This window comes from Roseburia sp. 831b, assembly GCF_001940165.2.
In the GTDB taxonomy this organism is placed as follows: domain Bacteria; phylum Bacillota; class Clostridia; order Lachnospirales; family Lachnospiraceae; genus Roseburia.
In genome coordinates this window covers 2,543,876-2,569,005 of sequence record NZ_CP135162.1, presented here as the reverse complement: position 1 = coordinate 2,569,005, position 25,130 = coordinate 2,543,876, and the positions used below count along the sequence as shown (strand labels likewise).

Sequence of the window (25,130 nt, the reverse complement as noted above, 5' to 3'; positions counted from 1 at the left end):
GATAGTATGCTAGAAGAGTTAAAAAAACGGATTTATGAGGCAAATATGGAATTGCCAAAGAGAGGTTTGATTACCTACACATGGGGAAATGTAAGTGGAATAGATCGTGATACTGGTTTTTTTGTCATTAAGCCAAGTGGTGTAGATTATGATAAGCTTACTGCGGAAGACATGGTTGTGATGGATTTAGAGGGAAACAAAATAGAAGGAAGATACAAACCATCTTCTGATACGGCAACGCATCTTGAGCTCTATAAAAAGTATCCGGAAATTGGTGGAGTGGTACATACACATTCGCCGGAGGCAGTAGCCTGGGCCCAGGCTGGAAGAGATATTCCATTATATGGAACGACGCATGCAGATTACTTTTTTGGACCAATACCTTGTGCAAGAAATCTTACACAGGAGGAGATTGACGAAGGATATGAGAGAAATACAGGAAAAGTAATTATTGAGACTTTTGAAGAAAGAGGAATTAACCCTGTCTATACGCCGGCTGTTCTTTGCAAAAATCATGGACCTTTTACATGGGGGAAAGATGCAGAAGAAGCAGTACATAATGCAGTAGTTCTAGAAGAAGTGGCAAAGATGGCAATTAAAACGGAACTGCTTAATCCAAATGTAAAACCGGCACCGGATAGTATCAAAAATAAACATTTTTACCGTAAGCATGGGGCAAATGCCTATTACGGACAGAATTAAAGGAAGAGCTTAACAGCTCTTCCTTTTTTTGATTTGTGTTGCAACTTCTATTTTTACTGGGCAAGAAGATGGATTTTCAATAATTTCTGCAAGGCGTTTTACGGCCAATTCTCCCATATATTGTTTTGGAACATGTATGGTGGTTAAGGTTGGAATTGTGTAGGTACATAGTGGCATGTCATCAAAGCCAATAATAGAAATATCTTGTGGAATCCGATAACCGGCTTCGGTAAATGCTCGAAGAGCGCCCGCAGCAATCTGATCGTTGTCTGCAAAATAGCATTTGCTAAGTTCTACGTTGCTTTTTAGTAATTCTTTCATGTCGTAATAAGCACCCTCTACGGAGGGGGTTAATTCATGGACAATGGAACGTGAGGTGGCCATTCCATTTTTGCGTACTGCTTTGTAAAAACCATCTGCACGTTCCTCAAACCCAGTAATCAGATAGGAAGAGCGTAAATAACCAGGTTGTCCTAAGTTTTTGTGAATAAGATATTCGGTTGCAAGATAGGCGCCCTGTACATTGTTGATTAGAATGTAATTTGCATTTTGTCCCTCGAAGTAATTATCGATGAGAACAAAAGGAACATGATTTTTGACAAAAGGCCGTAATTCATGTTCACACATTTCCGTTCCAAGAATAAGCACGCCTTTTGCATGGAATCTTTTAAATTCGCCAATAAAATTATCAATATCATCTTCGTTATAGAGATAGGAAATATTAAGGTGAAAACCGTAACTCTTGCTTGTGGCTGCAATTCCTTCTGAGAGTTGTGCAAAAAAGGATACATCCGGAACATTGATTCCGTGATTGGAAATGATACTGACAGGTGGATCAGGAATTAATGCTCCGTTTTTACGAAATACAACCAGATAAATAATGCCACGATCTATCTGAATCGTTTCGGCTGGATGAATACGGGAAAAGTCGTACCCGTATTTTTGGGCAGCCTCTAGGATTCGCTTTCTGGTATCGGTGCTCACACCTGGTTTGTTATTTAGCCCCATGGAAATAGCAGCTTCAGACAGACATAATTTTTTTGCTAGTTCTTTTGCAGTGATAGACATCTTCATTCTCCTGAATAATTGATATATGATATAGTGTAAAATCTTAAGTTGATTAAGTCAAATAATTTTTAAATACAACTTAATTATTTATATAAATTAAGTTGCTCAGATAGTAAAATCTTAACAGTAAGAAAAATGCGCATATATTGCGTGAGTTATAAAGAGAAGGAGATATAATGATGAATAATTTACCAAAAATTAAGTTGGGAGTTGTGGCGGTAAGCCGTGACTGTTTTCCAGAGAGCTTATCTGTAAACCGTAGAAAGGCATTGGTTGACGCCTACACAAAGAAATATAATGCGGATGATATTTATGAATGTCCAATTTGCATTGTAGAGAGTGAAATTCATATGGTTCAGGCATTAGAGGATATCAAGAAAGCAGGATGTAATGCACTTTGCGTTTACCTTGGAAACTTTGGACCTGAAATCTCAGAGACACTTCTTGCAAAGCATTTTGAAGGCCCTAAAATGTTTATTGCTGCAGCAGAAGAGACACAGAATGATTTGGTACAGGGACGTGGGGATGCATATTGTGGTATGCTTAATGCAAGCTATAATTTAAAACTTCGTAATGTTGGAGCTTATATTCCGGAGTATCCGGTTGGAGATGCTGAGGAATGTGCAGATATGATGCATGAATTTCTTCCAATTGCAAGGGCGATTGATGGACTTGCAAATCTTAAGATTATTTCATTTGGTCCTAGACCATTGAACTTCCTTGCATGCAATGCTCCAATAAAACCATTATACAATTTAGGGGTTGAAATCGAGGAAAATTCAGAACTTGATTTGTTCGAAGCTTACAATAGACATGCTGGAGATAAGAGAATTCCAGAGGTTGTTGCTGATATGGAAAAGGAGCTTGGCACTGGCAACAAGAAGCCTGAAATTTTAGAGAAACTTGCGCAATATGAAATTACACTGACAGACTGGGTGGAAGAACATAGAGGATATCGCAAATATGTTACAATTGCTGGAAAATGCTGGCCAGCATTCCAGACACAGTTTGGATTTGTTCCATGTTATGTAAATAGTCGTTTGACAGGAAGAGGAATTCCGGTTTCCTGTGAGGTAGATATTTACGGGGCATTGAGTGAGTTTATCGGAGCATGTGTCAGTGAAGATGCGGTTACACTTCTTGATATCAACAATTCTGTACCAAAGGATATGTACAAAGAGTCGATAGAAGGAAAATTTGACTATAAACATACCGATACTTTCATGGGCTTCCATTGCGGAAATACATGTTCAAAGAAACTTGCAAGTTGTGAAATGAAGAATCAGATGATTATGGCAAGAAGTCTCCCGGTTGAGGTTACCAATGGAACACTAGAAGGAGATATTACGCCAGGAGATATTACATTCTACCGTTTACAGTCAACCGCTGACTGCCAGATTCGTGCGTATGTTGCACAGGGGGAAGTACTTCCGGTTGCAACAAAATCATTTGGTGGAATTGGTATTTTTGCAATCAAAGAGATGGGAAGATTCTATCGTCATGTATTAATTGAGAAAAACTATCCACATCATGGAGCAGTCGCATTTGGTCATTATGGAAAAGCCCTGTTTGAAGTGTTTAAGTACATAGGTGTACCAGTGGAAGATATCAACTATAACCAGCCAGCAAGCATTCCATATAAGACAGAGAATCCTTTTGCATAAAAAATTATCAGAAAACAGATAAAGTGAGTTTATTATTTAGGAGGTTTAGAGATGAAAATTTTTGTTGATACAGGAAAAATTGAAGAGATTAAGAAAGCAAACGATATGGGTGTTATTTGTGGTGTAACGACAAATCCATCTCTCATTGCAAAAGAGGGTGGACGCCCACAGGAAGAAATTTTAAAAGAGATTGCATCCATTGTAGATGGACCTATTTCAGGAGAAGTAAAAGCAACAACGGTAGATGCAGAAGGCATGATTGCAGAAGGACGTGAAATTGCAAAATTACATCCAAACATGGTTGTAAAGATTCCAATGACAATAGAAGGTTTAAAGGCTGTGAAAGTGTTATCTGCAGAGGGAATTAAAACAAATGTCACATTAATATTTACTGCAAATCAGGCAATTCTTGCTGCAAATGCAGGTGCAACATATGTATCACCTTTCCTTGGAAGATTAGATGATATTAGTCAGGCTGGAATTGATTTGATTCGTGACATTGCAGAGATTTTTAGAATTTATGGATATGAGACAGAGATTATTGCAGCATCCATTCGTAATCCAATCCATGTTACAGATTGCGCTCTTGCAGGTGCAGATATTGCAACAATTCCATACCATGTAATCGAGGCAATGACAAAACATCCATTAACAGACCAGGGAATTGCAAAATTCCAGAAAGATTATATTGCAGTGTTTGGTGAATAATTATATTTTTCAAGAATGGAGAATCTTATGACAAATTTAGAGCTTCAAAAAATGGCTGTTGAAGTTCGTAAGGGAATTATTACGGGTGTTCATAGTGCAAAAGCGGGACACCCAGGCGGTTCCCTCTCAGCAGCAGATATTTTTACCTATTTATATTTCCAGGAGATGAATATTGACCCAAAAAACGCGAGGGATCCAAAGAGAGACCGTTTTGTATTGTCAAAAGGACATACAGCACCAGGATATTATGCAGCATTGGCAAACAGAGGTTATTTCCCAGTGAAGGACCTTGTTGGACTTCGTCATTTGGGGCATTATCTTCAGGGACATCCGAATATGAATGACGTTCCAGGTGTGGATATGTCATCTGGTTCACTTGGTCAGGGAGTGTCGGTTGCAGTTGGAATGGCACTTGCAGGCAAACTGAAGAATGAGGATTACCGTGTGTATACACTTACCGGAGATGGAGAAATCCAGGAAGGGCAGATTTGGGAAGCGGCAATGTTTGCCGGAGCCCGTAAATTAGACAATCTGGTGGTGATAGTGGACAATAATAATCTTCAGATTGATGGAGAAATTGAAGAGGTCTGCTCGCCATATCCAATTGATAAAAAGTTTGAGGCATTTAATTTCCATGTTATAAATGTGAAGGATGGAAATGATATGGAACAGCTAAGAGCGGCATTTGAAGAGGCAAAAGCTACAAAAGGACAGCCGACAGCCATTATTGCAAAGACAGTAAAAGGAAAAGGTGTCTCATTTATGGAGAATCAGGCAGGATGGCATGGAAAAGCTCCAAATGATGAGGAGTATGTAATTGCAATGTCTGATTTAGAGAAAGTAGGTGAAGCATTATGCCAGAAGTAAAGAAAATTGCAACGCGTGCCAGTTATGGAAATGCGTTGGTTGAGATTGGAAATGAGTCCGATAAATTAATCGTTCTTGATGCTGATCTTGCAGCAGCAACACAGACGGCAATTTTTAAGAAAGCATACCCACAGCGACATATCGATTGCGGTATTGCGGAGGCAAATATGACTTGTATTGCAGCAGGATTATCCACCTGCGGATATATACCGTTTATCAGTACGTTTGCAATGTTTGCAGCAGGCCGTGCTTTTGAGCAGGTGCGTAACTCAATTGGGTATCCTGGATTAAATGTAAAAATCGGAGCCACACATGCTGGTATATCGGTAGGGGAAGATGGTGCGTCCCATCAGTGTAATGAAGATATTGCTTTGATGCGTACCATACCGGGAATGACGATTCTCAATCCATCGGATGATGTTGAGGCAAGAGCTGCGGTTCATGCAGCATTTGAGTTAGAAGGTCCAGTATACCTAAGATTTGGAAGACTAGCTGTGCCTGCATACAATGACGAGGCATCCTATAAGTTTGAAATTGGTAAGGGGATCGAACTTCGGGATGGAAAAGACTGCACTATTATTGCAACAGGACTCGAGGTATCGGAAAGCCAGAAAGCGGCTGAAATTCTAGAAAAGCAAGGAATTGATGTGCAGCTTATTAACATTCATACAATCAAACCATTGGATGAGGAGATTGTAATATCAGCAGCCCAAAAGACGGGCAGAATCTTCACGGTGGAAGAACACTCTGTAATTGGTGGACTCGGTGATGCCGTGGCAGGAGTTCTTGCAGAAAAATGGCCTACAAAACTTACAAAGATAGGTATCAATGATGTGTTTGGAGAGTCTGGACCAGCGGTTGAACTGTTACACAAATATGAACTTGATGCAGAAGGCATTGCAAAAAGAATCCAAAAAGAAATGATGTAGAAATACAAAGGATAATCGGCTGAGAAATCAGGAAAAGGGTCTTTTTCTGGAAGAAATTCTAGAAAGGATCCTTTTTGCGCGTTCTAGGAAATCCCCAATTTCCTAGGTACTTTTCGCTAAAAATATGGGTATTCTATTCGGCCGCAGGATGATACGATAAACGCAGTGATTATATGCCGGCAAGGCTAAAAAAGGAGAAGAAACCATGATTACAAACGAATATAAAATTCAGGTGGAGGGCTCTCTGCCATACGCAAAATTACACATTTATTTATGGGAGAAATCCCCGGAAATTAAAATAGAAAAAAGGCCAATGATACTGATTTGTCCGGGTGGTGGATATGAATTTACATCGGACAGGGAGGCAGACCCATTGGCGGTACAGTTTTTACAAATGGGATATCAGGTTGCAATCTTAAGATATTCCGTTGCACCGGCAGAATATCCCACTGCACTTTTAGAGGCGTGTCAGTCAATGAAACTGATTCGGGAACACGAAGAAGAATGGGGCATAGACACCAATCAAATCTATATTTTAGGCTGTTCCGCAGGCGGTCATCTGGCAGCAAGTGTCGGTGTGTTCTGGAATGAGTCATGGATTGCAGGGAAACTTGGCTGTAAAAATGAGCTGTTCCGACCGGCGGGGATGATTCTTTGCTACCCGGTCATCACATCCGGCGAATATGCACACAGAGGTTCTTTTGAAGCACTTTTGAAATCGCAGTATACAGAGGAAATGTTGGAAAAGATGTCCTTGGAAAAACAGGTATCCAAAGATACGCCAAAAGCATTTTTGTGGCATACCTATACCGACGACTGCGTTCCGGTCGAGAATTCGCTTCTTTTCATCCAAGCAATGAAAAAGTTTGAGATTCCGGTGGAATTCCATATGTATCCGGTAGGCGGACACGGATTATCCACCTGTGACAGTCTTGCGGAAACGCCGGATGGATATGGTGTGCAAAAGGAATGCCAGAGCTGGCTGCCATTGGTAAGAGAATGGCTAAAGGCTTCTGTAAAAGAAAAATAGGAGAAAATACCTGAAAAATTGCAGGTTTCGGAAAGATAGGGTTATTAGGATGGGGAAAAACGATAAAAACAAAATTTGGTTTACTGCGCCTGCTTCTGTCTGGGAACAGGTGCATCCGATTGGAAACGGAGATCTTGGTGCGATGATTTGGGGAACGGAAGAGGAAAAATTGGGCCTAAATCTTGATACCTTATGGTCGGGTGTTGCCAGAGATACCAACAATTATCACGCCAGAGAATATTTACAGCCGGTACGCAAAAAAATTTTTGCGGGAGATTACACCGAAGCGTCGAAGATGGTAGAGCAGCACCTGCTTGGGGAGTTTGGCGAAAATTATCTCCCAATGGGGAATCTGTTTATCCGCGTAAAAAGCACAGGAGCGGAAAAAAATAGCAGTGAAGATCAGGAACATGTGAGAATCCAGAACAACGAGAGCATCCAGGATTACAAAAGAGTCCTCGATTTAAACAAAGGAATCGCCACGATTTCCTATTGCAAAGGAAATACCACCTACGAAAGAGAATATTTTGCAAGCTACCCGGATCACCTGATTGGAATCCGTTACGCATCATCGGAAAAGATGAACCTGCAGTTTTCTTTGGAAAGTGAACTGCGCCCTGTAATAGAAAAAATCCCAGAGGGACTTCGCATGAGCGGACAGTGCCCGGAACATGTGGAACCATCTTATTTAGAAAGTGAACATCCAATCATCTGGGGAACGAAGGGAATCTGCTTTGTGACAGAGCTTCATGTCACGGCGACGGATGGAATCGTTGAATCGGACGGCGAACATCTTTTTGTGAAAAACGCGACCTACTGCGAGCTGGCATTACAGGCAGCAAGTGGAACGAGAGAATGTCCACTTCAGGTAAAAGAGATACCAGCCGTAACAAAAAGTTATGAAGAACAAAAGGTAGCCCATATCAAAGATTACCGGGAATTATTTGACCGTGTCAAACTGGATTTGGGCGAAGTAAAGGAACTTCCAACCGACCAGAGGCTCCAATGTTTAAAGGAAGGAAAAGACGACCCGGATTTGTATGCACTGTTTTTTCAATATGGAAGGTATCTGTTACTTTCTTCTTCGCGGGAAGGAACGGAGGCGGCAAATCTGCAGGGAATCTGGAACTGGGAAATGCGTGCGCCGTGGAGTTCCAACTACACGACAAACATCAATGTTGAGATGAATTATTGGCCGGCGCAAATCTGTAACCTTGCGGAGTGCATGAAGCCATATTTTTCACTGTTAAAGGATTTGTCGATAAGCGGCAGAAAAACAGCGCAGGTTCATTTTGGATGCAGAGGATTTTGCGTAGGACACAACACGGATTTTTGGCGCATCACCAATCCGGTGGGTGTGCCTTATGGAAAAGAAGGCGGTGTCGAAGGAAGCTCGCTGTACGCCTTTTTCGTGCTATCCGGGCAATGGATGTGCCAGGAATTGTGGAAAGCGTATGAATATCAGAAAAATCTTAATTTTTTAAAAGAATTTGCATATCCAATTTTAAAAGAAGCAGCTTTCTTTACCATCGACTGGCTGGTAGAATATAAAGGCCGCTATGTGACCTGTCCGTCGGCATCGCCAGAGAATCAGTTTCGCACTGAAAAAGGAATTTCACCCATCAGCATGGGAACAACGATGGACATGACGATTGTGCGTGAAATTTTTAACAATTATGAAAAGGCATATCTGGAATTAGTAAAACAAAAAGCTCTTTCCAAGGAGCAAATCGAGGAAGGACAACAAGTTTTAGCAGAGATAAACGAACGGAGAGAAAAATTGCCTCCATATCAGATTGGCGAGGACGGAAGGCTGTTGGAGTGGATTTACCCATTTGAGGAGACAGAACCGGGACACCGGCACATTTCGCATGCGTACGGGCTTTTTCCGGGAGAAGAGTTCCGTCAGGATGAAAGGTTAAAAGAGGCGTGCAGAAAATCCATCGAATACCGCATTTCCCACGGTGGCGGACATACCGGCTGGAGCTGTGCGTGGATTGCAAATCTGTTTGCAATTCTTGGGGATGGAGAGCAGGCATACGTTTATATGAAAACTTTGCTGACGAAATCCATCTGTGATAACCTGTGGACAAGCCACCCGCCGTTTCAGATTGATGCCAATTTTGCAGGCACCATGGCGATGGCACAAATGTTTGTGCAGGAAATGGGGAATGAAGTGAAGATTCTTCCGGCAATTCCAAAAGCATGGAAAAAAGGAAGTGTCGAAGGCTTATGCCTTCATGGCAACAAAACGATTGACATCCAGTGGGAGGGAGAAGATATTACCTATCAAATCAGACCAAAAGAATAATAAGAAGAATTTACATAAAACAAACCATCAAGAAAATGAAAATAGTTTACATAAAACAGAATCAAGGACAGGCTAGAAAATATGACAGAAAAATTACCCGAAAAAATAGAGACGGAATGCATGGTTTTTTCATGATTTTATAAAAATACCCTAAAAAATCTAATTTTCTCGGAAAATAAAATGAAATTTTCTAGGTATTTCCCAAAGAGGTAGAATGGTAAAATTTAGATAAATCGAAAGGGAGGTACCGATATGGCAAGGGTTAAAAAGTCATCGACTTCGTCAGGAAAAGTGAAACAGGCAAAACGGAACGACGCACAAGGTAAAAAGTTGTTTCTTCTGATTTTACCGTTCCTGATTCTAACATTTATGTTTTCTTATTTTCCATTACATGGATGGATTTATGCATTCTATGATTATAGAGCACCGTTAAAACTTTCACAATGTCAGTTCGTGGGATTGAAATGGTTTAAGACACTATTCAGCAACAGCACACAGGTAAGCCAGTTGCTTCAGGTAATGAAAAATACATTTGCAATGAGTTTGCTTGGTATAGCAACATCTTTCTTACCGGTATTGTTTGCAGTATTCTTAAATGAGATTAAATGCAAGTGGTTCAAAAATGTCGTACAGACATTGACAACACTTCCAAACTTTATCAGCTGGACTTTGGTATATGCCGTAGCATTTGCATTATTTTCCACAACAGGTATGGCAAACTCAGTCCTTCAGCAGATTGGACTGATTACAGAACCAATTAAGTTCCTTGACAGTGGAGATCACATCTGGTTGAAGATGATTCTCTGGTCTACCTGGAAAGGTCTTGGATGGGGAGCAATCATGTACCTTGCAGCGATTGCAGGTATTGACCAGGAAATGTTTGAAGCCGCAAAAGTAGATGGAGCAGGAAGATGGGCAATCATCAAAAATATTACAATCCCTTGTATTCTTCCAACCTACTTCGTAATGTTGATGTTATCCATTGCAAACTTCTTAAACAATGGTATGGATCAGTATTACGTATTCCAGAACTCCTTTAACAAAGCATCCATTCAGGTTCTCGACCTATATGTATATAACATTGGTATGACCGGAAAGAGCTTATCGCTTGGTACCGCAATCGGTATTCTAAAGAGTTTAGTCAGTGTTACATTATTATGGATTGTAAACTTCGCTTCGAAGAAAACTCGTGGTGAGACAATCGTGTAGAAGGGAGAGAAACAATGAGAGCAGCAACTACAAACAGAAAAAATAAAATTAAGTATAGCAAAGCGGATCATGCATTCAACATTGTGAACTATCTGGTGTTTGCATTGATTACACTCGTTTGTGCATACCCTTTCTACTATTTGATTATCAACTCAATCAGTGCAAATGATATGAGTAACAACGGATTAATCAACTTTCTTCCAAAACAGATTCATTTCCAGAACTACATCGATGTTTTGAAAATGAGCGGTATTGGAACGGCAGCACTGGTATCCGTAGGAAGAACAGTAATTGGTACAGCATGTACCGTTATGGCATCCGCGTATTTGGGATTTATGTTCACACAGGAAAAAATGTGGCACAGAAAATTATGGTACAGACTTTTGGTCATCACCATGTATTTTAATGCAGGTTTGATTCCAATGTTCATGACAATGAAAACATTGCATCTGACCAACACTTTCTGGGTATACATTATCCCTGCGATTATTCAGCCATTCAACGTTATTATGGTAAAAACTTATGTGGAATCCATTCCACGTTCCCTTCAGGAAGCGGCTGAAATAGATGGAGCAGGAATTTTAACCATATTCTTCAAGGTAATTCTTCCAACCAGTAAACCTATTCTTGCAACCATTGCAATCTGGGCAGCAGTTGGTCAGTGGAACTCCTTCCAGGATACCTTGATTTACATTACAGACCAGAAACTGTATTCCTTACAGTATTTGTTATATACATACCTAAACCAGGCAAGCTCACTTGCTTCACTGGTTAAGTCAACAGGAAACGCTGCTTCGGTAGCAAACATCGCTACGATGCAGACACCAACATCCATTCGTATGACGATTTCCGTTATCGTTGTATTACCAATTTTGTTTATCTACCCGATGTTCCAGAAATACTTTGTAAAAGGTATTATGATTGGTTCAGTAAAGGGTTGATGATGATAAAATAAGGAGGGTTCTATGAGAAGAAAATCATTAAAAAGAGTCACAAGTATTGCTCTTGTCGGAGCAATGACGGCTTCACTGTTAGCAGGATGCGGCAGTGATGGGGGAAGTAAAAGCGCTTCTGCAAAAAGTTCAGCACATGGAGGACCTTATGAAGATTTCCTGACAATCGATGTATACGATTCACAGGCAAACTTCCAGGGAATTCAGTCCGGTTGGTTTGCAAAAGTAGTAAAAGACAAATTCAACATGGAATTGAACATTATTGCGCCAAACGTAGCAGGTGGGGGAGATACCTTATATCAGACACGTTCCGCAAACGGAAACTTAGGGGATTTGATTCTGATTAATGCGGATCAGAATAAGTTAAAAGACTTGGTTGAGGCAGATTTGGTTTACGATATGACTGATTTAATCACTGATTGCGATAACTTAAAACAGTACAGTGACGCAATCGAAGCCTGCAGCGCCCTTGCAGGCAAAGAAGGAACCTGGGCAGTGCCAAGTGAGATTACAGCAGGAGACCCAACAGATCCTTCAGAAGCAACAGATCCAACCAATGCTCCATCACTTCGTTGGGATGTTTACAAACAGATTGGATATCCAGAAATGAGCACCTTAGAGGATCTTCTTGAAGTTGGTAAACAGATGCAGGAAGCAAATCCAACCAGTGATTCCGGAAAACAGACTTACATGTTCTCCTGGTTCAAAGACTGGGATGGTGCAGTTATGCAGAATGCAACAGGTATTGCAGCATTATACGGATACCGTTTCATATCTGGATTTGCACTTGGTAAATCCGATGGAACCGATGTTCAGAGTGCACTTGATGATGATTCCGCATATGTTCGTGCATTAAGATTCATGTATGAAGCAAACAAAGCTGGACTGGTAGACCCAGAATCTACAACCCAGAATTTCGATACCTTAGCAAGCAAATACACAGATGGTCAGGTTCTTTACTCCTTGTGGCCATGGCTTGGAGCAGGTTACTACAACACAACTGAGAATATGGAAGCAGGAAAAGGATTCCAGTCAGCAGTTATCGATGATATGCAGTGCCTTGGATACGGCGGAAGCCCACAGGGTAAAATGACAAATACCATCATGATTGGAAGCAAAGCTCAGGATCCACAGAGACTTGCAGATTTCATTGACTGGTTATACAGCCCAGAAGGAATTGAGATGAGTGCAACACAGACAGGTGGAGCATGTGGTCCAGAAGGTCTTACCTGGGAAATGGGTGATGACGGTCAGCCAAAACTTACAGACTTTGGTGTAAAAGCATTTGTAGATATTGATGATTCTTTACAGGTTCCAGATGAGTGGGGCGGCGGTACTTGGAAAGATGGTATCTCTGCATTGAACTACAAAGCAGTTGGTATGACAGCTAAGAACCAGGAAACAGGTATGTGCTACAACTACCAGACATGGCCTGACTATATTGAAAGAACAACTTCTGCATTAAAAGAGGATTGGGCTGATCATTATGGAGTATCCATCGATACAACAGCAATTGAATACCTTGACAGCATTGGAAAAGCATTAACTGAGCCAGGTACCAACTATGCAGTTCCAGATTACACAACAGATATGCAGACAATTAAAGAGCAGTGTGGTCAGGTTATCCTTGAAAAATCATGGCAGATGGCATTTGCATCCAGTGATGAAGAATTCAACAGCTTATTAAAAGAAATGCAGGATACCTGTAAAGGACTTGGATATGATGATGTTTACGAAGTAGACAAAGCTAACTGTGAAGCACAGTTTGCAGCATTCCAGGAATCTATTGATTCTGCAAAATAAAAACTATAAAAGAATAGAAAAATCGAAGAAACGCCGGTGGAGTGACTGCCGGCGCTTTTTCCTTACAAGGAGTGGGAGAAAAAAATGATTGAATGTAACAAAATTTCCAAGATGGTATATGGTGGAGATTACAATCCAGAGCAGTGGAGCGAAGATATCTGGGAAGAAGATATGCGCTTGTTCAAGCTGGCAGGAATTGACATTGTCACACTAAATGTCTTTAGCTGGGCACTTTTACAAAAAGATGACGATGTCTATGATTTTAGTCTGTTAGACAAGATTATGGATATGGTAAAAAAGAATGGCCTTTCTGTTTGCCTGGCAACTTCCACCGGTGCACACCCGGCATGGATGGCAAAAAAATATCCGGATATTTTACGGACAGAGTTTGGCGGAATGAAACGAAAATTCGGAGGACGCCACAATTCCTGTCCGAATAGTCCAACTTACAAGAAGTTTTCCGTAAGACTGGCAAGAAAACTTGCAGAAAGATACAAAGATTACGAAAATATCGTCGCATGGCATATCTCCAATGAGTTTGGAGGGGAATGTTACTGCGACAACTGTGAAAAGGCATTCCGAATCTGGTTAAAAGAAAAATATGGCACTTTGGAAGCCTTGAATAAAGCATGGAACACGACGTTCTGGGGACATACCTTCTATGACTGGGATGAGATTGTACTGCCGGATTTACGGAGTGAGCATTTTGCGTACGAGAGAACGATGTTCCAGGGAATTTCGTTGGATTATCGCAGATTTATGTCCGATTCCATGTTAGAGCGTTATAAGGACGAATATCATGCAATCAAAGAGATTACGCCGGACGTTTTGATTACGACAAATCTGATGGGATTTTACAAGCCTCTGGATTATCAGAAGTGGGCAAAATACATGGACTTCATTTCCTGGGACAATTATCCGTCAAATGATGATTCCTACGCAAAAATTGCAATGGCACATGATTTGATGCGAGGTGTTAAGCAGGGAAAACCATTTGCACTGATGGAACAGACTCCAAGTGTGACGAACTGGTTATCCTACAATGCGTTAAAAAGACCGGGTGTGATGAGACTTTGGAGTTATCAGGCAGTTGCGCATGGAGCAGATACCGTCATGTTTTTCCAGATGCGAAGAAGCATTGGAGCCTGTGAAAAATATCACGGAGCAGTGATTGACCATGTTGGAAATGAGAACACAAGAGTGTTTCGTGAGATTGCAGCACTTGGAAAAGAGTTAGAAGAAATCGGAGACTTAACCTTAGGAGGCCGCACAAAGGCAAAGATTGGATTGCTTTTTGACTGGGATAACTGGTGGGCACTCGAATATTCTGCTGGACCAAGCTGTGAGCTTCGCTATTTGACCGAGTTTGGCAGATATTATGAGGCACTCCGTAAGAGGAATTATGATGTAGACATTATTGGAGCGGAAGACGAGCTGGAGCCTTATTCCGTTGTGATTGCACCGGTTCTTTATATGGTAAAAGGCGATTATGATGAGAAAATCCGCAGCTTCACCCAAAATGGTGGAACATTTGTGACAACTTTTTTCAGTGGAATTGTGCAGGAAAATGATCTTGTCACACTCGGCGGTTATCCAGGCAAACTCCGTGATATTATGGGAATCTGGGTGGAAGAAATCGATGCACTTCCAAACGGAGAGGAGAATGCTTTCACCTACGAAGGAGAGAACTATCCGGCAAAACTTTTGTGCGACATCATTCATACGGAAGGGGCAGAGGCACTTTCTGCTTATGAGAAAGATTTTTATGCCGGCTCGCCAGTATTTACCGTAAATTCCTATGGAAAAGGAAAAGCATACTACATTGGAACGGCATCCAATGAAGCGTTCTATCAGAAGCTATTGACCGAAATCTGCGAAAATGCAGGTGTTAAGCCGGTATTAAAGACACCGGAACTGGTAGAAGTGACAAGCCGTGAAAATGAAAAAGGAAAATATCTTTTTGTATTAAATCATGCAGAGGAAGAGAAAACAGTGCAGCTTTCAGGTAACTACAAAGATATTTTGACCGGAAAAAGTTACCACAATGAGGAATTGACACTTGCAAAAAAAGACGTCGCAATTTTACAGGTAGAGAATTAGGAATACATTTTCCGGTATTCTGCAGGACTTACATTTTTCTGTTTCTTAAATTTCTGGTGGAAATAGTCCACATTTTTGTAGCCAACCTGTGCGGAAATCTCGTACACCTTCATGGAGGTGTTCACAAGCAGGTTGGCTGCTTCTGCAATCCGAAGCTCGTCAAGATAACTGTTGAAAGACAGGCCTGTTTTCTGGGAGAACAGCTTTCCAAGGTAAGAACTGTTGTAGCCAAAAAGCGGAGCCAGTGTTTCAAGCTTTAAGGATTTCTGATAATTATGTTTGATATAGAATAAAATATCATCAAAAATACTTTCCGTAGAATTATTTCCAATGGCGCGGATAATCACATCAAACTGTTCGGAGAAATACGTAAGAATTTCATATAAATAATATTTGTTTTCAATTAATTCAATAATTGCAGAATTATGTGCGAACGGAATGTCTGCATTTGGAAAAAGATGCAGTGTCATCTGCTTAATCTGAAGGAAAATATCAGCAAGAAAGTGTTTCATGCTCATGACATTGTCCTGACAATGGAAAAGTTCATCCCGTAGATTTTCAAGCTCCTGGGAAATCATTTTCCGGTTGAAAGATTGGATGAAGTTCATCAGCCGCTCACTATAATCGTTGGCAGTCTCTGGCGTTAAGGAAATCGTCTGACTCGAGGTAGATGGCAGCATCTCATAGGATAACACATGTTGGTTCTCGGAACAAAAGAAACGTCTGCTCATCAACTGTCTGCAGGTCTCGTAAGAGGAATGAATCTGCGACAGCGTGGATACCGATGGACCATAGGTAAGAAAAATGGTATCGAGTGGGGAATTCTTTTCGGTTCCGTTGGAATAATATTTCAAACAGGAATTGAAGCGGTCGAGAGCAAAATTCCCTTTTAAAAGAATGACGTTGGAATTTTCGATGATAACATGCTCAAAAGAGTCGTTGCCCTGGTTGGTTACACGCAAAATGTCCGCAAAATTATAGGACTGATAAAAAGGCGTGTACCCTTCATACATCACAACCTGATAAATGGGCGCAGTAAGACCAAGCTCCATATAATTGATGGAATCGCTGAATTCTTTTCCAAGAAGCAAGTCCTGAAAGACGGTAAGCTTTGCTTTTCTTAGATATTGATTCATGGAAAAGGTCTGATTCATGCGTTTTTCAATTCTTTTTTTGACAGATAACACAGCATCGATAAGTTCTTTTTCATCGATTGGTTTCGTCAGATAAAAGGCAGCACCGTAATGCAACGCAGTCTGTGCATATTGAAAATCAGAATATCCGCTCAGGATAATAAAATCACCGGTAAATTCCTCGTCTCTTACTTTTGCAATCAAATCGGTTCCGTACAGTTTTGGCATACGGATGTCTAAAAGTACAAGGCCTGGCTGATATTTTCGTATTTTTTCTAGAGCTTCTTCCCCATTTGAGGCTTCTCCACAGATACAAAATCCTAAGTTATTCCAGTCAATTAAATGTTTGATACCTTCGCGGACGATAGCTTCATCATCCACAAGAAGTACGTTAATCATCGTGTGTTCCATTTGTAAAATCCCCTTTTAAACAATCATGTTATTCGTCAATTTCCATATCAGAATCTAAATATTCTTCCCGTAACATTAGTATATCAGAAAGTGCTTCTGCGTCAATCAGCTGACTAAGCGGCAGTGTCAAAGTAAGGGTTGTTCCGTTGTGAAGTTCACTTTCAATTGACAACCCATATTCCTCACCATACAGTAAGCGCAGACGATGGTCAATGTTCCTTAGACCAATCGATACCGAGGAAGTATTGTCTTTTTCATTGATATGTTCCCGCAGTGCGTGAACGGCTTTGGAATCCATGCCCTCTCCGTTGTCATGAATCGTAATATAAAGGTTTGGCTCCTCTAAGATAAAGTCGATGTTCACCATGCCATTTTGTGTGACACCCTCTAACCCATGGATAATCGCATTTTCCACAATCGGCTGAAGCAACAGTGGAAGAATGCGAAACTGCTCCAGATTCAGGTAAGGCGGCACATGAATCTCATAGTTGACGCGGTCGCCAAAGCGAAGTTTTTGAATTTTTAAATAGGTGGTTACATGAGCCAGTTCTTTGGCAATCGTAGTGGAATCCGTTCCGGTATTTTCCAGAACATAGTGCATGGTTTTCCCGAGCAGGTTGATGGAGTCGGCAACATCACGGCTATTGCTTGCAATCGCCTGCATACGGATGGTTTCTAAGGTATTATACAGAAAATGCGGATTAATCTGGCTTGCAAGCATTTTAAATTCCATCTGCTGCTGCGTATTAATCAGCTGTTGTTCGTTCAACTGCGATTCGTAGAAGCGGGATTCTTTTTCATGAATCTGACGAACGGTTGTTTTCAGATCCCGGAAAGTATCGGTCAGTTCATCATCCCCACGGAACTGATCAATAATATTGTAGTCGCCAAGGCTCGCCTGGTGCATTGCGTGTTTTAAAACCTCAATTCTTCCGCTGAAGTAAGAAGAAAAGAAGAGAATTAACAGTGTCGGAACGAGTGTCGCAAACAGTAAAATTACAAGATAGATGATGGTAATCTGGTTAATATCCTTGTAAGCACTTTTATCGCTCACCAAAATGTAAAACCGGTTGTCCGTCTGGTACGGATGAAACGTCACAATGGAGGTTAAAAGCGACGCATCGTCAATCGTCACGGGGCCGGTATATTTGTAATTGCGATTCTGGAAATCAGAGGAGCAAGGCATTTCCCTCCAAATCCAGGAGCGGTCCGAGGAAAAGAAAATCTTACTCTCATCCACAGATGCCATAATCAGGTTTTCGCCGGTCAAAAGGCGGTTCCGGATATAGTTACTGTCTAATCTGGTGACAAGATAGGCGTTGTAAGGGCTGTTTTTTAAAACGATTTTTTCCACAAGTGTCAGCTCATAGCTGGTGTTCCCGAAGCGGTCCTCGTAAGGTGCGCAAATCCAGGTATTGTAGGACGCCGATTCCAGGTATTGATACCACGGTTCAGAATCAAATCCAGATGTCATGACTTTGGTGTAGTCGTTATCAGGAATACTAGGATTATCCGTGTACATACAGATAGAGGAGATAGCGGCCGTGTTGTTACGGAATGTATGAAGATAATTGACAAGGCTCTGATAGGATGCGACAGAGTCCTCTGTATAGTCCTCGTTAAACAGTGTCCAATAATTTTCGTTGTCCAAAATGTTCGCGGTGCTGATGCGGATTGTCGTGGTAAGGTCAAAAAGGGTAGAGTTGACACGAAGCGCATCGGTTTCTAGCTGCGATTCGTATTGTTCTAGCATTTGCTTGCGCGCACTTAAAATGGCAAACAGGCCAAATACGCAAATTGGGATAATGGAAGATAACAGAAAAATAAGATTGATCTGTTGTTTGATTCTTGGAATTGCCAATGTATTTTTTATTTTTTGAAACATATATGTAAAACCCCATATCTTTGATTTGTTTCTTCTTTATTTAAAAAGTATATCATATTTCACTTAAAACAAATACGCATTTTTTTTTAGCTTTTTTACCATAAAAATTTGAGATGGATTGTCAAAAATGCTGGGTATCATAAGTGGAATTCTTGCGGTATAATTCGAGTAGGAAGTTCGGTATACTGTGGGAAAATGAAAGTAATGTGTTTGCAACAATATAGTGTATGTCTATGAGCGACAGACAAGGAGGTATTTATGAAATTTAGTAATGGTTGCTGGTTACAAAAAGAAGGAATGGCATGCTTCCCGCCAGCGGAAGTTTATTTCACAAAGATTGAGGATTCCAAGGTAACGTTATGTGCGCCAACACATAAAATCTCACACAGAGGCGATACCTTAGGCGGTGCGAATTTAACCATTGAGATTACAACACCGATGCCGGAGGTAATCCGTGTCAAGACATCCCATTATCTTGGAGTGTTAGATAAGAGCCCGAAGTTTGAGCTGAATATTGATGAAAATGCAAAAGTAGATGTGGAAGACAGCGATTCTGAAATCGTCATCCACAGTGGAAATGCAAAACTTGTTATCACAAAAGAAAACTGGTCGATGACCTACTACAATGGAGAAGAAAAAATGTGCTCCAGCAGTGGACGTGACCTCGCATACATGAAGACGAACTGGAGAGGGGATGCTTATGTATCCAGCTACGATGACGATGCATACATGCGTCAGCAGCTTTCCATCGGCGTTGGCGAGTTACTGTACGGCGCAGGGGAACATTTTGGACCATTTGTAAAGAATGGTCAGTCGATTGATATCTGGAATGAGGATGGTGGTACTTCCACAGAACAGTCCTACAAAAATATTCCATTCTACATTTCCAATAAAGGATATGGTATCTTTGTCAACCACAGTGGCCGTGTGTCGATGGAACTTGCAACAGAGGCAGTGACAAAGGCAGAGTTCTCTGTAAAAGGGGAATGCTTAGATTATTTTTTCATCAATGGACCAAAGATGAAGGATGTATTAAGCCGTTATACTGATTTGACAGGAAAACCTGCACTTCCGGCACCTTGGACCTTTGGTTTATGGTTATCCACATCCTTTACCACCAATTACGATGAAGAGACCGTCATGAGCTTTATCGATGGTATGTTAGACCGTGGAATTCCAATGAAGGTATTCCACTTTGACTGTTTCTGGATGAAAGATTTCCACTGGTCAGATTTTACCTGGGATTCCAGAGTATTCCCAGATCCAGAAGGTATGTTAAAACGTATCAAAGCAAAAGGCTTAAAAATCTGTGTCTGGATCAACTCCTACATTGGACAGGAATCTCCACTGTTCCAGGAAGGTATGGAACACGGTTATCTCCTAAAGAGACCGGATGGCTCCGTATGGCAGTGGGATATGTGGCAGCCAGGTATGGCAATCGTAGATTTTACAAACCCTGCCGCATGCAAATGGTTCCAGGATAAATTGGAAGTCCTGCTCGACATGGGTGTAGACTGTTTTAAGACAGACTTTGGTGAGAGAATTCCTACGGATTGTGTTTATTACAATGGAATGGATCCGGAGAAAATGCACAATTACTATACCTACTTATATAACAAGACCGTATTTGAGCTGTTAGAGCGCAAAAAAGGAAAAGGACAGGCTGTATTATTTGCACGTTCCGCAACCGTTGGCGGACAGAAATTCCCGGTACACTGGGGTGGCGACTGCTGGTCAGACTATGAATCCATGGAAGAGAGCTTACGTGGTGGACTTTCCCTTCAGATGTCAGGTTTTGGATTCTGGAGCCATGATATCGGAGGATTCGAAAGCACTTCTACACCAGATGTTTATAAGAGATGGTGCGCATTCGGACTTCTTTCTTCCCACAGCAGACTACACGGAAGTACTTCTTACCGTGTGCCATGGGCTTATGATGAAGAAGCAGTGGATGTTGTAAGATTCTTTACCAGATTAAAAGCAAAATTGATGCCATACATTTATAAGACCGCCGTTCAGGCTCATACACATGGTGTTCCATCCATGAGAAGTATGGTACTCGAATACACAGGGGACCGCATGTGCCAGTACTTAGACCGTCAGTACATGCTCGGTGATAACTTACTGGTTGCACCAATTTTTAATGAAAACAGCATTGGTGAATATTATCTTCCTGTTTCTGAGAATGGAAAGAGAGAAATCTGGACGAACTTCTTTACCGGAGAAGAGGAAGAGTCTGGTAACTGGTATTCTAGAACATACGGTTACTGCGACATCCCATTGATGGTACGTCCAAACTCTATCGTTGCAGTTGGTGCATGTGACGACAATCCAGAATATGATTATGCTGACAATGTCTTACTTCGTGTATTTGCACTGGAAGATGGAAAGACCGCAAAGACAGAAGTTTACAATATGGCTGGAGAACTTGATTTTACCGCAGAAGCTACCAAGAATGGAAATACAATTGTAGTTAAAACAGATGCAAAGAAACCATATCGCATCGAACTTGTAAACTGTGACGCAAAGAGCGCAGACGGAGCAGTATTAAGCAAAGAGGGAAACAGTACCTTCTTATCCGAATGCAAGAACATCATCACAGTGGAGTGCTAGGAAAATCAAAGATACTGCAAAAGTATGGAAATGGAGACGATCATGCAGATACAGGAAATGAATCAAAAAATCGAAGAGCTGATAGGAAAGCTTACACTAGAAGAAAAAGTTGCCATGATTCATGGAGATGCATTGTTTTATTCCGGCGAGGTAAAACGTCTTGGAATACCTGCCGTACATATGTCTGACGGACCCATGGGGGTTCGTCAGGAATTCCCGAAAGCGAACTGGGTTCCGGTGGGGAATTCCGATGACTATGTAACATACTGCCCAAGCAACAGCGCAATTGCATCGACATGGAACCGCAAGATTGCATACGAGGCAGGACGTGTCATGGGAGAGGAAGCCCGTGGACGTGGAAAAGATATTATTTTAGGACCTGGAATCAATATCAAAAGAATTCCTGCAAACGGAAGAAATTTTGAGTATATGAGCGAGGACCCTTATCTGATTTCAGAACTGGTAGTTCCACTGATTCAGGGAATACAGGAAAGTGATGTTGCAGCATGCGTGAAGCATTTTGCATTGAATAACCAGGAAACAGAGCGTTTGTGGGTCAATGTAGAGATTGACGAGCGTGCATTGCGTGAAATCTACCTGCCGGGATTTGAGGCAGCAGTGAGAAAAGGTCACAGTTATTCTCTGATGGGAGCCTACAATTTATTCCGTGGCGTGCATTGCTGTGAAAATGAGGAGCTGCTCGGTGACATTTTGCGTAAAGAGTGGGGATATGACGGCATGGTTGTATCCGACTGGGGCGCTGTTCACCACACGGAAGCTGCCGCAAAGAGTCCGCTCGATTTAGAAATGTCAGTCACCTATAATTTTGATGAATATATCTTGGCAGACCCATTGATAGAAGCCGTAAAAGAAGGCAGAGCAAAAGAGAAGGATATCGACGAAAAAGTACGTCACCTTCTTCTTCTGATGTTCCGCTTAAAGATGTTAGATGCGGCAGAAAATATCACGCGTAAATCCGGATGCTACAATACCCCAGAGCATCGCGAGACTGTGCGCAAGGCAGCAGAGGAGTCGTTTGTTCTTTTGAAAAACGAAGAACACAGACTTCCATTCCAGGCAGAGTGGATGAAGGAACTTCTAGTAATTGGTGACAATGCAGAGCGTTTACATGCACTAGGCGGTGGAAGCGCTGAAATCAAGGCACTCTATGAAATCTCTCCTCTCATGGGATTAAAGAGTCAGCTTGGCGGCAATACTAAAGTAACCTACGCAAGAGGTTATTATGTATCACCGAAGGAAGAAAGCGAAGAAAGCTGGCAGGAAAAGAGTACGGATGAAAATCTGGATCAGGATGCCGTTCTTGCTGAGAGAAAAAAAGTCAGCGAGGAGGTTTTGCAAAAGAGAACCGAGCTTCGTGAGGAAGCGGTTGCGCTGGCAAAAGACGCCAAAGATGTCATTCTTGTGGTTGGTTTAAATCATGACTATGATGTGGAAGGATTTGACCGTGAAAGTATGGAACTCCCATACGATCAGGACAAATTAATTGAGGAAGTGCTTGCAGTCAATCCGAATACCGTTATCGTAGTGATGGCAGGAAATGCCGTTTCCATGGGAAAATGGAAGGATAAGGCAAAAGCCATTGTATGGCAGTGGTACTGCGGTATGGAAGCCGGAAATGTTTTGGCAGACGTTTTGTTTGGACGCGTCAATCCATCTGGAAAGCTTCCAGAGTCTATGCCATATTGTATGGAAGACTGTGGCGCAGTCGCACTTGGAGAATATCCAGGAAGACCGCTTACAGAAGAAGAAAAGAAACACATGGATGCGCATACAACGATGACCTACAAAGATGGCATTTACGTTGGATACCGTTATTACGAAAAATATCAGGTTCCGGTTCAATTCTGTTTTGGTCATGGATTAAGCTACACAACCTTTGCGTATTCCGATGCGAAGGTTTACCAGCTTGCCGCAGCCGAATCAGCGGATATGGAAGAAGTGCTTGATGAAGTGGCTGCCATGGTAGAAGTGACCGTCACAAATACCGGAGAGCGGATTGGAAAAGAAGTCGTTGAGGTTTACGTTGGTATGAGAGAATCCAAGGTTGACAGAGCGGTAAAAGAGCTGCGCGGTTTTGATAAGGTAGAGCTTGCCCCAGGCGAGAGCAAAGTGGTGCAGATTCCGCTGACACGCCGGGCTTTTACCTACTACGACGTAAAAGAAAAAGCATTTGTAGTTGAACCTGGTGAATACCAGATTTACATTGCAAAGTCCTTACAGGATGTGCAGGATGTCATGACAATCCAAATGAAATAAGTGAAAAATAATTCTTAAATTATATTAAAATCGCATAAAAACCCTTCTATAAAATAAAATATATGGTATAATATAACCAATGAATTTGTTAAAAATCTAACAATTCAGAAAACATACATCTTATTTATAGGAGGGTTTTTACAATGGCAAGATTTACATTACCAAGAGACTTATATCACGGAAAAGGTGCCCTGGAAGCACTTAAGACATTTAAGGGCAAGAAAGCAATGATTTGTGTGGGCGGTGGCTCCATGAAACGTTTTGGATTTTTGGACAAGGCAGAGCAGTATCTGAAAGAAGCCGGCATGGAAGTGCAGTTATTCGAGGGTATCGAACCAGACCCTTCTGTTGAGACTGTTATGAAAGGTGCGGCTGCGATGCAGGCATTTGAACCGGACTGGATTGTTGCAATGGGCGGAGGTTCTCCAATCGATGCAGCAAAGGCAATGTGGATTAAATACGAATATCCAGATATCACATTTGAAGATATGTGTAAAGTATTTGGGATTCCACCACTTCGCCAGAAAGCTCATTTCTGTGCGATTTCTTCCACATCTGGAACTGCAACAGAAGTAACCGCATTTTCGATTATTACCGATTATGAAAAAGGTATCAAATACCCAATCGCAGATTTTGAAATTACACCAGATGTTGCAATCGTAGATCCAGACCTTGCAGAGACCATGCCACAGAAACTGGTTGCTCATACCGGTATGGATGCCATGACACACGCAATTGAGGCGTATGTTTCCACTGCAAATTGTGATTTCACAGATCCACTTGCGCTGCATGCAATCAAGATGATTCAGAGAGATTTGGTAGATTCCTATAACGGAGATATGGCAAAAAGAGATTCCATGCACAACGCACAGTGTCTTGCAGGAATGGCATTTTCCAATGCACTTCTTGGTATTGTGCATTCCATGGCACATAAGACCGGTGCAGCGTTTGCAGACTACGGTGCACACATTATTCACGGTGCAGCAAACGCAATGTATCTTCCAAAGGTTATCGCTTTCAATGCCAAAGATGAGACCGCAAAGAAACGTTACGGCGAGATTGCAGACTTCATGGGACTTGGCGGAAACAGCCTAGATGAGAAGGTAGAACTTCTGATTGCGTACCTGCGTAAGATGAATGATGATTTAAAGATTCCTCACTGCATCAAGAATTACGGTCAGGACAGCTATCCAACAGAGCAAGGCTTCGTTCCAGAGGAAGTATTCTTAGAGAGATTACCGGAAATTGCAGCAAACGCAATCCTCGATGCCTGTACAGGTTCAAACCCAAGACAGCCTAGTCAGGAAGAGATGGAAAAATTGCTGAAATGCTGTTATTATGATACAGAAGTAGACTTCTAATTAAGGATGAAAAGGCGTTCCATCAGAAGTGGTGGGGCGCCTTTCTTGTGTAATAGGAAATTGTTGTGCAGGATTTTTTCTTGCTGTAATAGGATTTGGGTGGAAG

Annotated in this window: 17 protein-coding genes; 14 read left to right on the top strand and 3 right to left on the bottom strand. The window is 41.6% G+C overall.

Annotation, left to right across the window (positions count from 1 at the left end; genetic code table 11):
- Window positions 1-6 precede the first annotated feature (6 nt).
- Complete coding sequence (locus tag BIV16_RS11745; protein WP_075680319.1) at window positions 7-702, top strand: L-ribulose-5-phosphate 4-epimerase; 696 nt, start codon at window positions 7-9, stop codon at window positions 700-702.
- Between the two features lie 9 nt (window positions 703-711).
- Here BIV16_RS11745 and BIV16_RS11740 read toward each other — a convergent pair whose 3' ends face one another.
- Window positions 712-1,770, bottom strand: a complete 1,059-nt coding sequence (locus tag BIV16_RS11740) for a LacI family DNA-binding transcriptional regulator (protein WP_075680318.1) — start codon at window positions 1,768-1,770, stop codon at window positions 712-714.
- Window positions 1,771-1,949: 179 nt separating this feature from the next.
- Between BIV16_RS11740 and BIV16_RS11735 the strand changes: the two genes are divergently transcribed.
- From BIV16_RS11735 to BIV16_RS11690, 10 genes are all read left to right on the top strand, one after another.
- A complete protein-coding gene (locus tag BIV16_RS11735) occupies window positions 1,950-3,434 on the top strand; it encodes an L-fucose/L-arabinose isomerase family protein (protein WP_075680317.1) in 1,485 nt (494 codons plus the stop codon).
- A 51-nt stretch (window positions 3,435-3,485) separates the two neighbouring features.
- Window positions 3,486-4,142, top strand: a complete 657-nt coding sequence (fsa, locus tag BIV16_RS11730) for a fructose-6-phosphate aldolase (RefSeq protein ID WP_075680316.1) — start codon at window positions 3,486-3,488, stop codon at window positions 4,140-4,142.
- Between the two features lie 27 nt (window positions 4,143-4,169).
- The gene (locus BIV16_RS11725; protein WP_075680315.1) at window positions 4,170-5,009 is read left to right on the top strand and encodes a transketolase; all 840 of its coding nucleotides are present in this window, start codon (window positions 4,170-4,172) and stop codon (window positions 5,007-5,009) included.
- Entirely contained in the window at window positions 4,997-5,938 is a 942-nt protein-coding gene (locus BIV16_RS11720) for a transketolase family protein (RefSeq protein WP_075680314.1), read from the top strand. Before BIV16_RS11725 ends, BIV16_RS11720 begins: the two co-directional genes overlap by 13 nt.
- A gap of 205 nt (window positions 5,939-6,143) precedes the next feature.
- Entirely contained in the window at window positions 6,144-6,968 is an 825-nt protein-coding gene (locus BIV16_RS11715; protein ID WP_075680313.1) for an alpha/beta hydrolase, read from the top strand.
- Between the two features lie 49 nt (window positions 6,969-7,017).
- Window positions 7,018-9,279: a glycoside hydrolase family 95 protein gene (locus BIV16_RS11710; RefSeq protein ID WP_075680312.1), complete on the top strand. Its 2,262-nt coding sequence runs from the start codon at window positions 7,018-7,020 to the stop codon at window positions 9,277-9,279.
- A 252-nt stretch (window positions 9,280-9,531) separates the two neighbouring features.
- A complete protein-coding gene (locus BIV16_RS11705; protein WP_075680311.1) occupies window positions 9,532-10,488 on the top strand; it encodes an ABC transporter permease subunit in 957 nt (318 codons plus the stop codon).
- A gap of 14 nt (window positions 10,489-10,502) precedes the next feature.
- A complete protein-coding gene (locus BIV16_RS11700; protein WP_075680310.1) occupies window positions 10,503-11,429 on the top strand; it encodes a carbohydrate ABC transporter permease in 927 nt (308 codons plus the stop codon).
- Window positions 11,430-11,453: 24 nt separating this feature from the next.
- Window positions 11,454-13,244 carry an extracellular solute-binding protein gene (locus tag BIV16_RS11695; RefSeq protein WP_075680309.1) on the top strand — a complete coding sequence of 597 codons (1,791 nt, stop codon included), beginning with the start codon at window positions 11,454-11,456 and terminating at the stop codon, window positions 13,242-13,244.
- Window positions 13,245-13,328: 84 nt separating this feature from the next.
- Window positions 13,329-15,344, top strand: a complete 2,016-nt coding sequence (locus BIV16_RS11690) for a beta-galactosidase (protein WP_075680308.1) — start codon at window positions 13,329-13,331, stop codon at window positions 15,342-15,344.
- Here BIV16_RS11690 and BIV16_RS11685 read toward each other — a convergent pair.
- Both BIV16_RS11685 and BIV16_RS11680 read right to left on the bottom strand, forming a co-directional pair.
- A complete protein-coding gene (locus tag BIV16_RS11685; protein WP_242940364.1) occupies window positions 15,341-16,888 on the bottom strand; it encodes a response regulator transcription factor in 1,548 nt (515 codons plus the stop codon). The genes BIV16_RS11690 and BIV16_RS11685 overlap by 4 nt on opposite strands.
- 28 nt (window positions 16,889-16,916) lie before the next feature.
- Window positions 16,917-18,773, bottom strand: a complete 1,857-nt coding sequence (locus tag BIV16_RS11680; RefSeq protein ID WP_075680307.1) for a sensor histidine kinase — start codon at window positions 18,771-18,773, stop codon at window positions 16,917-16,919.
- Window positions 18,774-19,031: 258 nt separating this feature from the next.
- Here BIV16_RS11680 and yicI point away from each other — a divergent pair, with 258 nt between their 5' ends.
- The 3 genes from yicI to BIV16_RS11665 all read left to right on the top strand — a co-directional run bounded on the left by yicI (window position 19,032) and on the right by BIV16_RS11665 (window position 25,024).
- Complete coding sequence (gene yicI, locus BIV16_RS11675; RefSeq protein WP_075680306.1) at window positions 19,032-21,386, top strand: alpha-xylosidase; 2,355 nt, start codon at window positions 19,032-19,034, stop codon at window positions 21,384-21,386.
- 42 nt (window positions 21,387-21,428) lie between these two features.
- Window positions 21,429-23,663, top strand: coding sequence for a beta-glucosidase (locus BIV16_RS11670; RefSeq protein WP_075680522.1), 2,235 nt, complete (start codon window positions 21,429-21,431; stop codon window positions 23,661-23,663).
- A gap of 143 nt (window positions 23,664-23,806) precedes the next feature.
- Window positions 23,807-25,024: an iron-containing alcohol dehydrogenase gene (locus BIV16_RS11665; protein WP_075680305.1), complete on the top strand. Its 1,218-nt coding sequence runs from the start codon at window positions 23,807-23,809 to the stop codon at window positions 25,022-25,024.
- Window positions 25,025-25,130 lie beyond the last annotated feature (106 nt).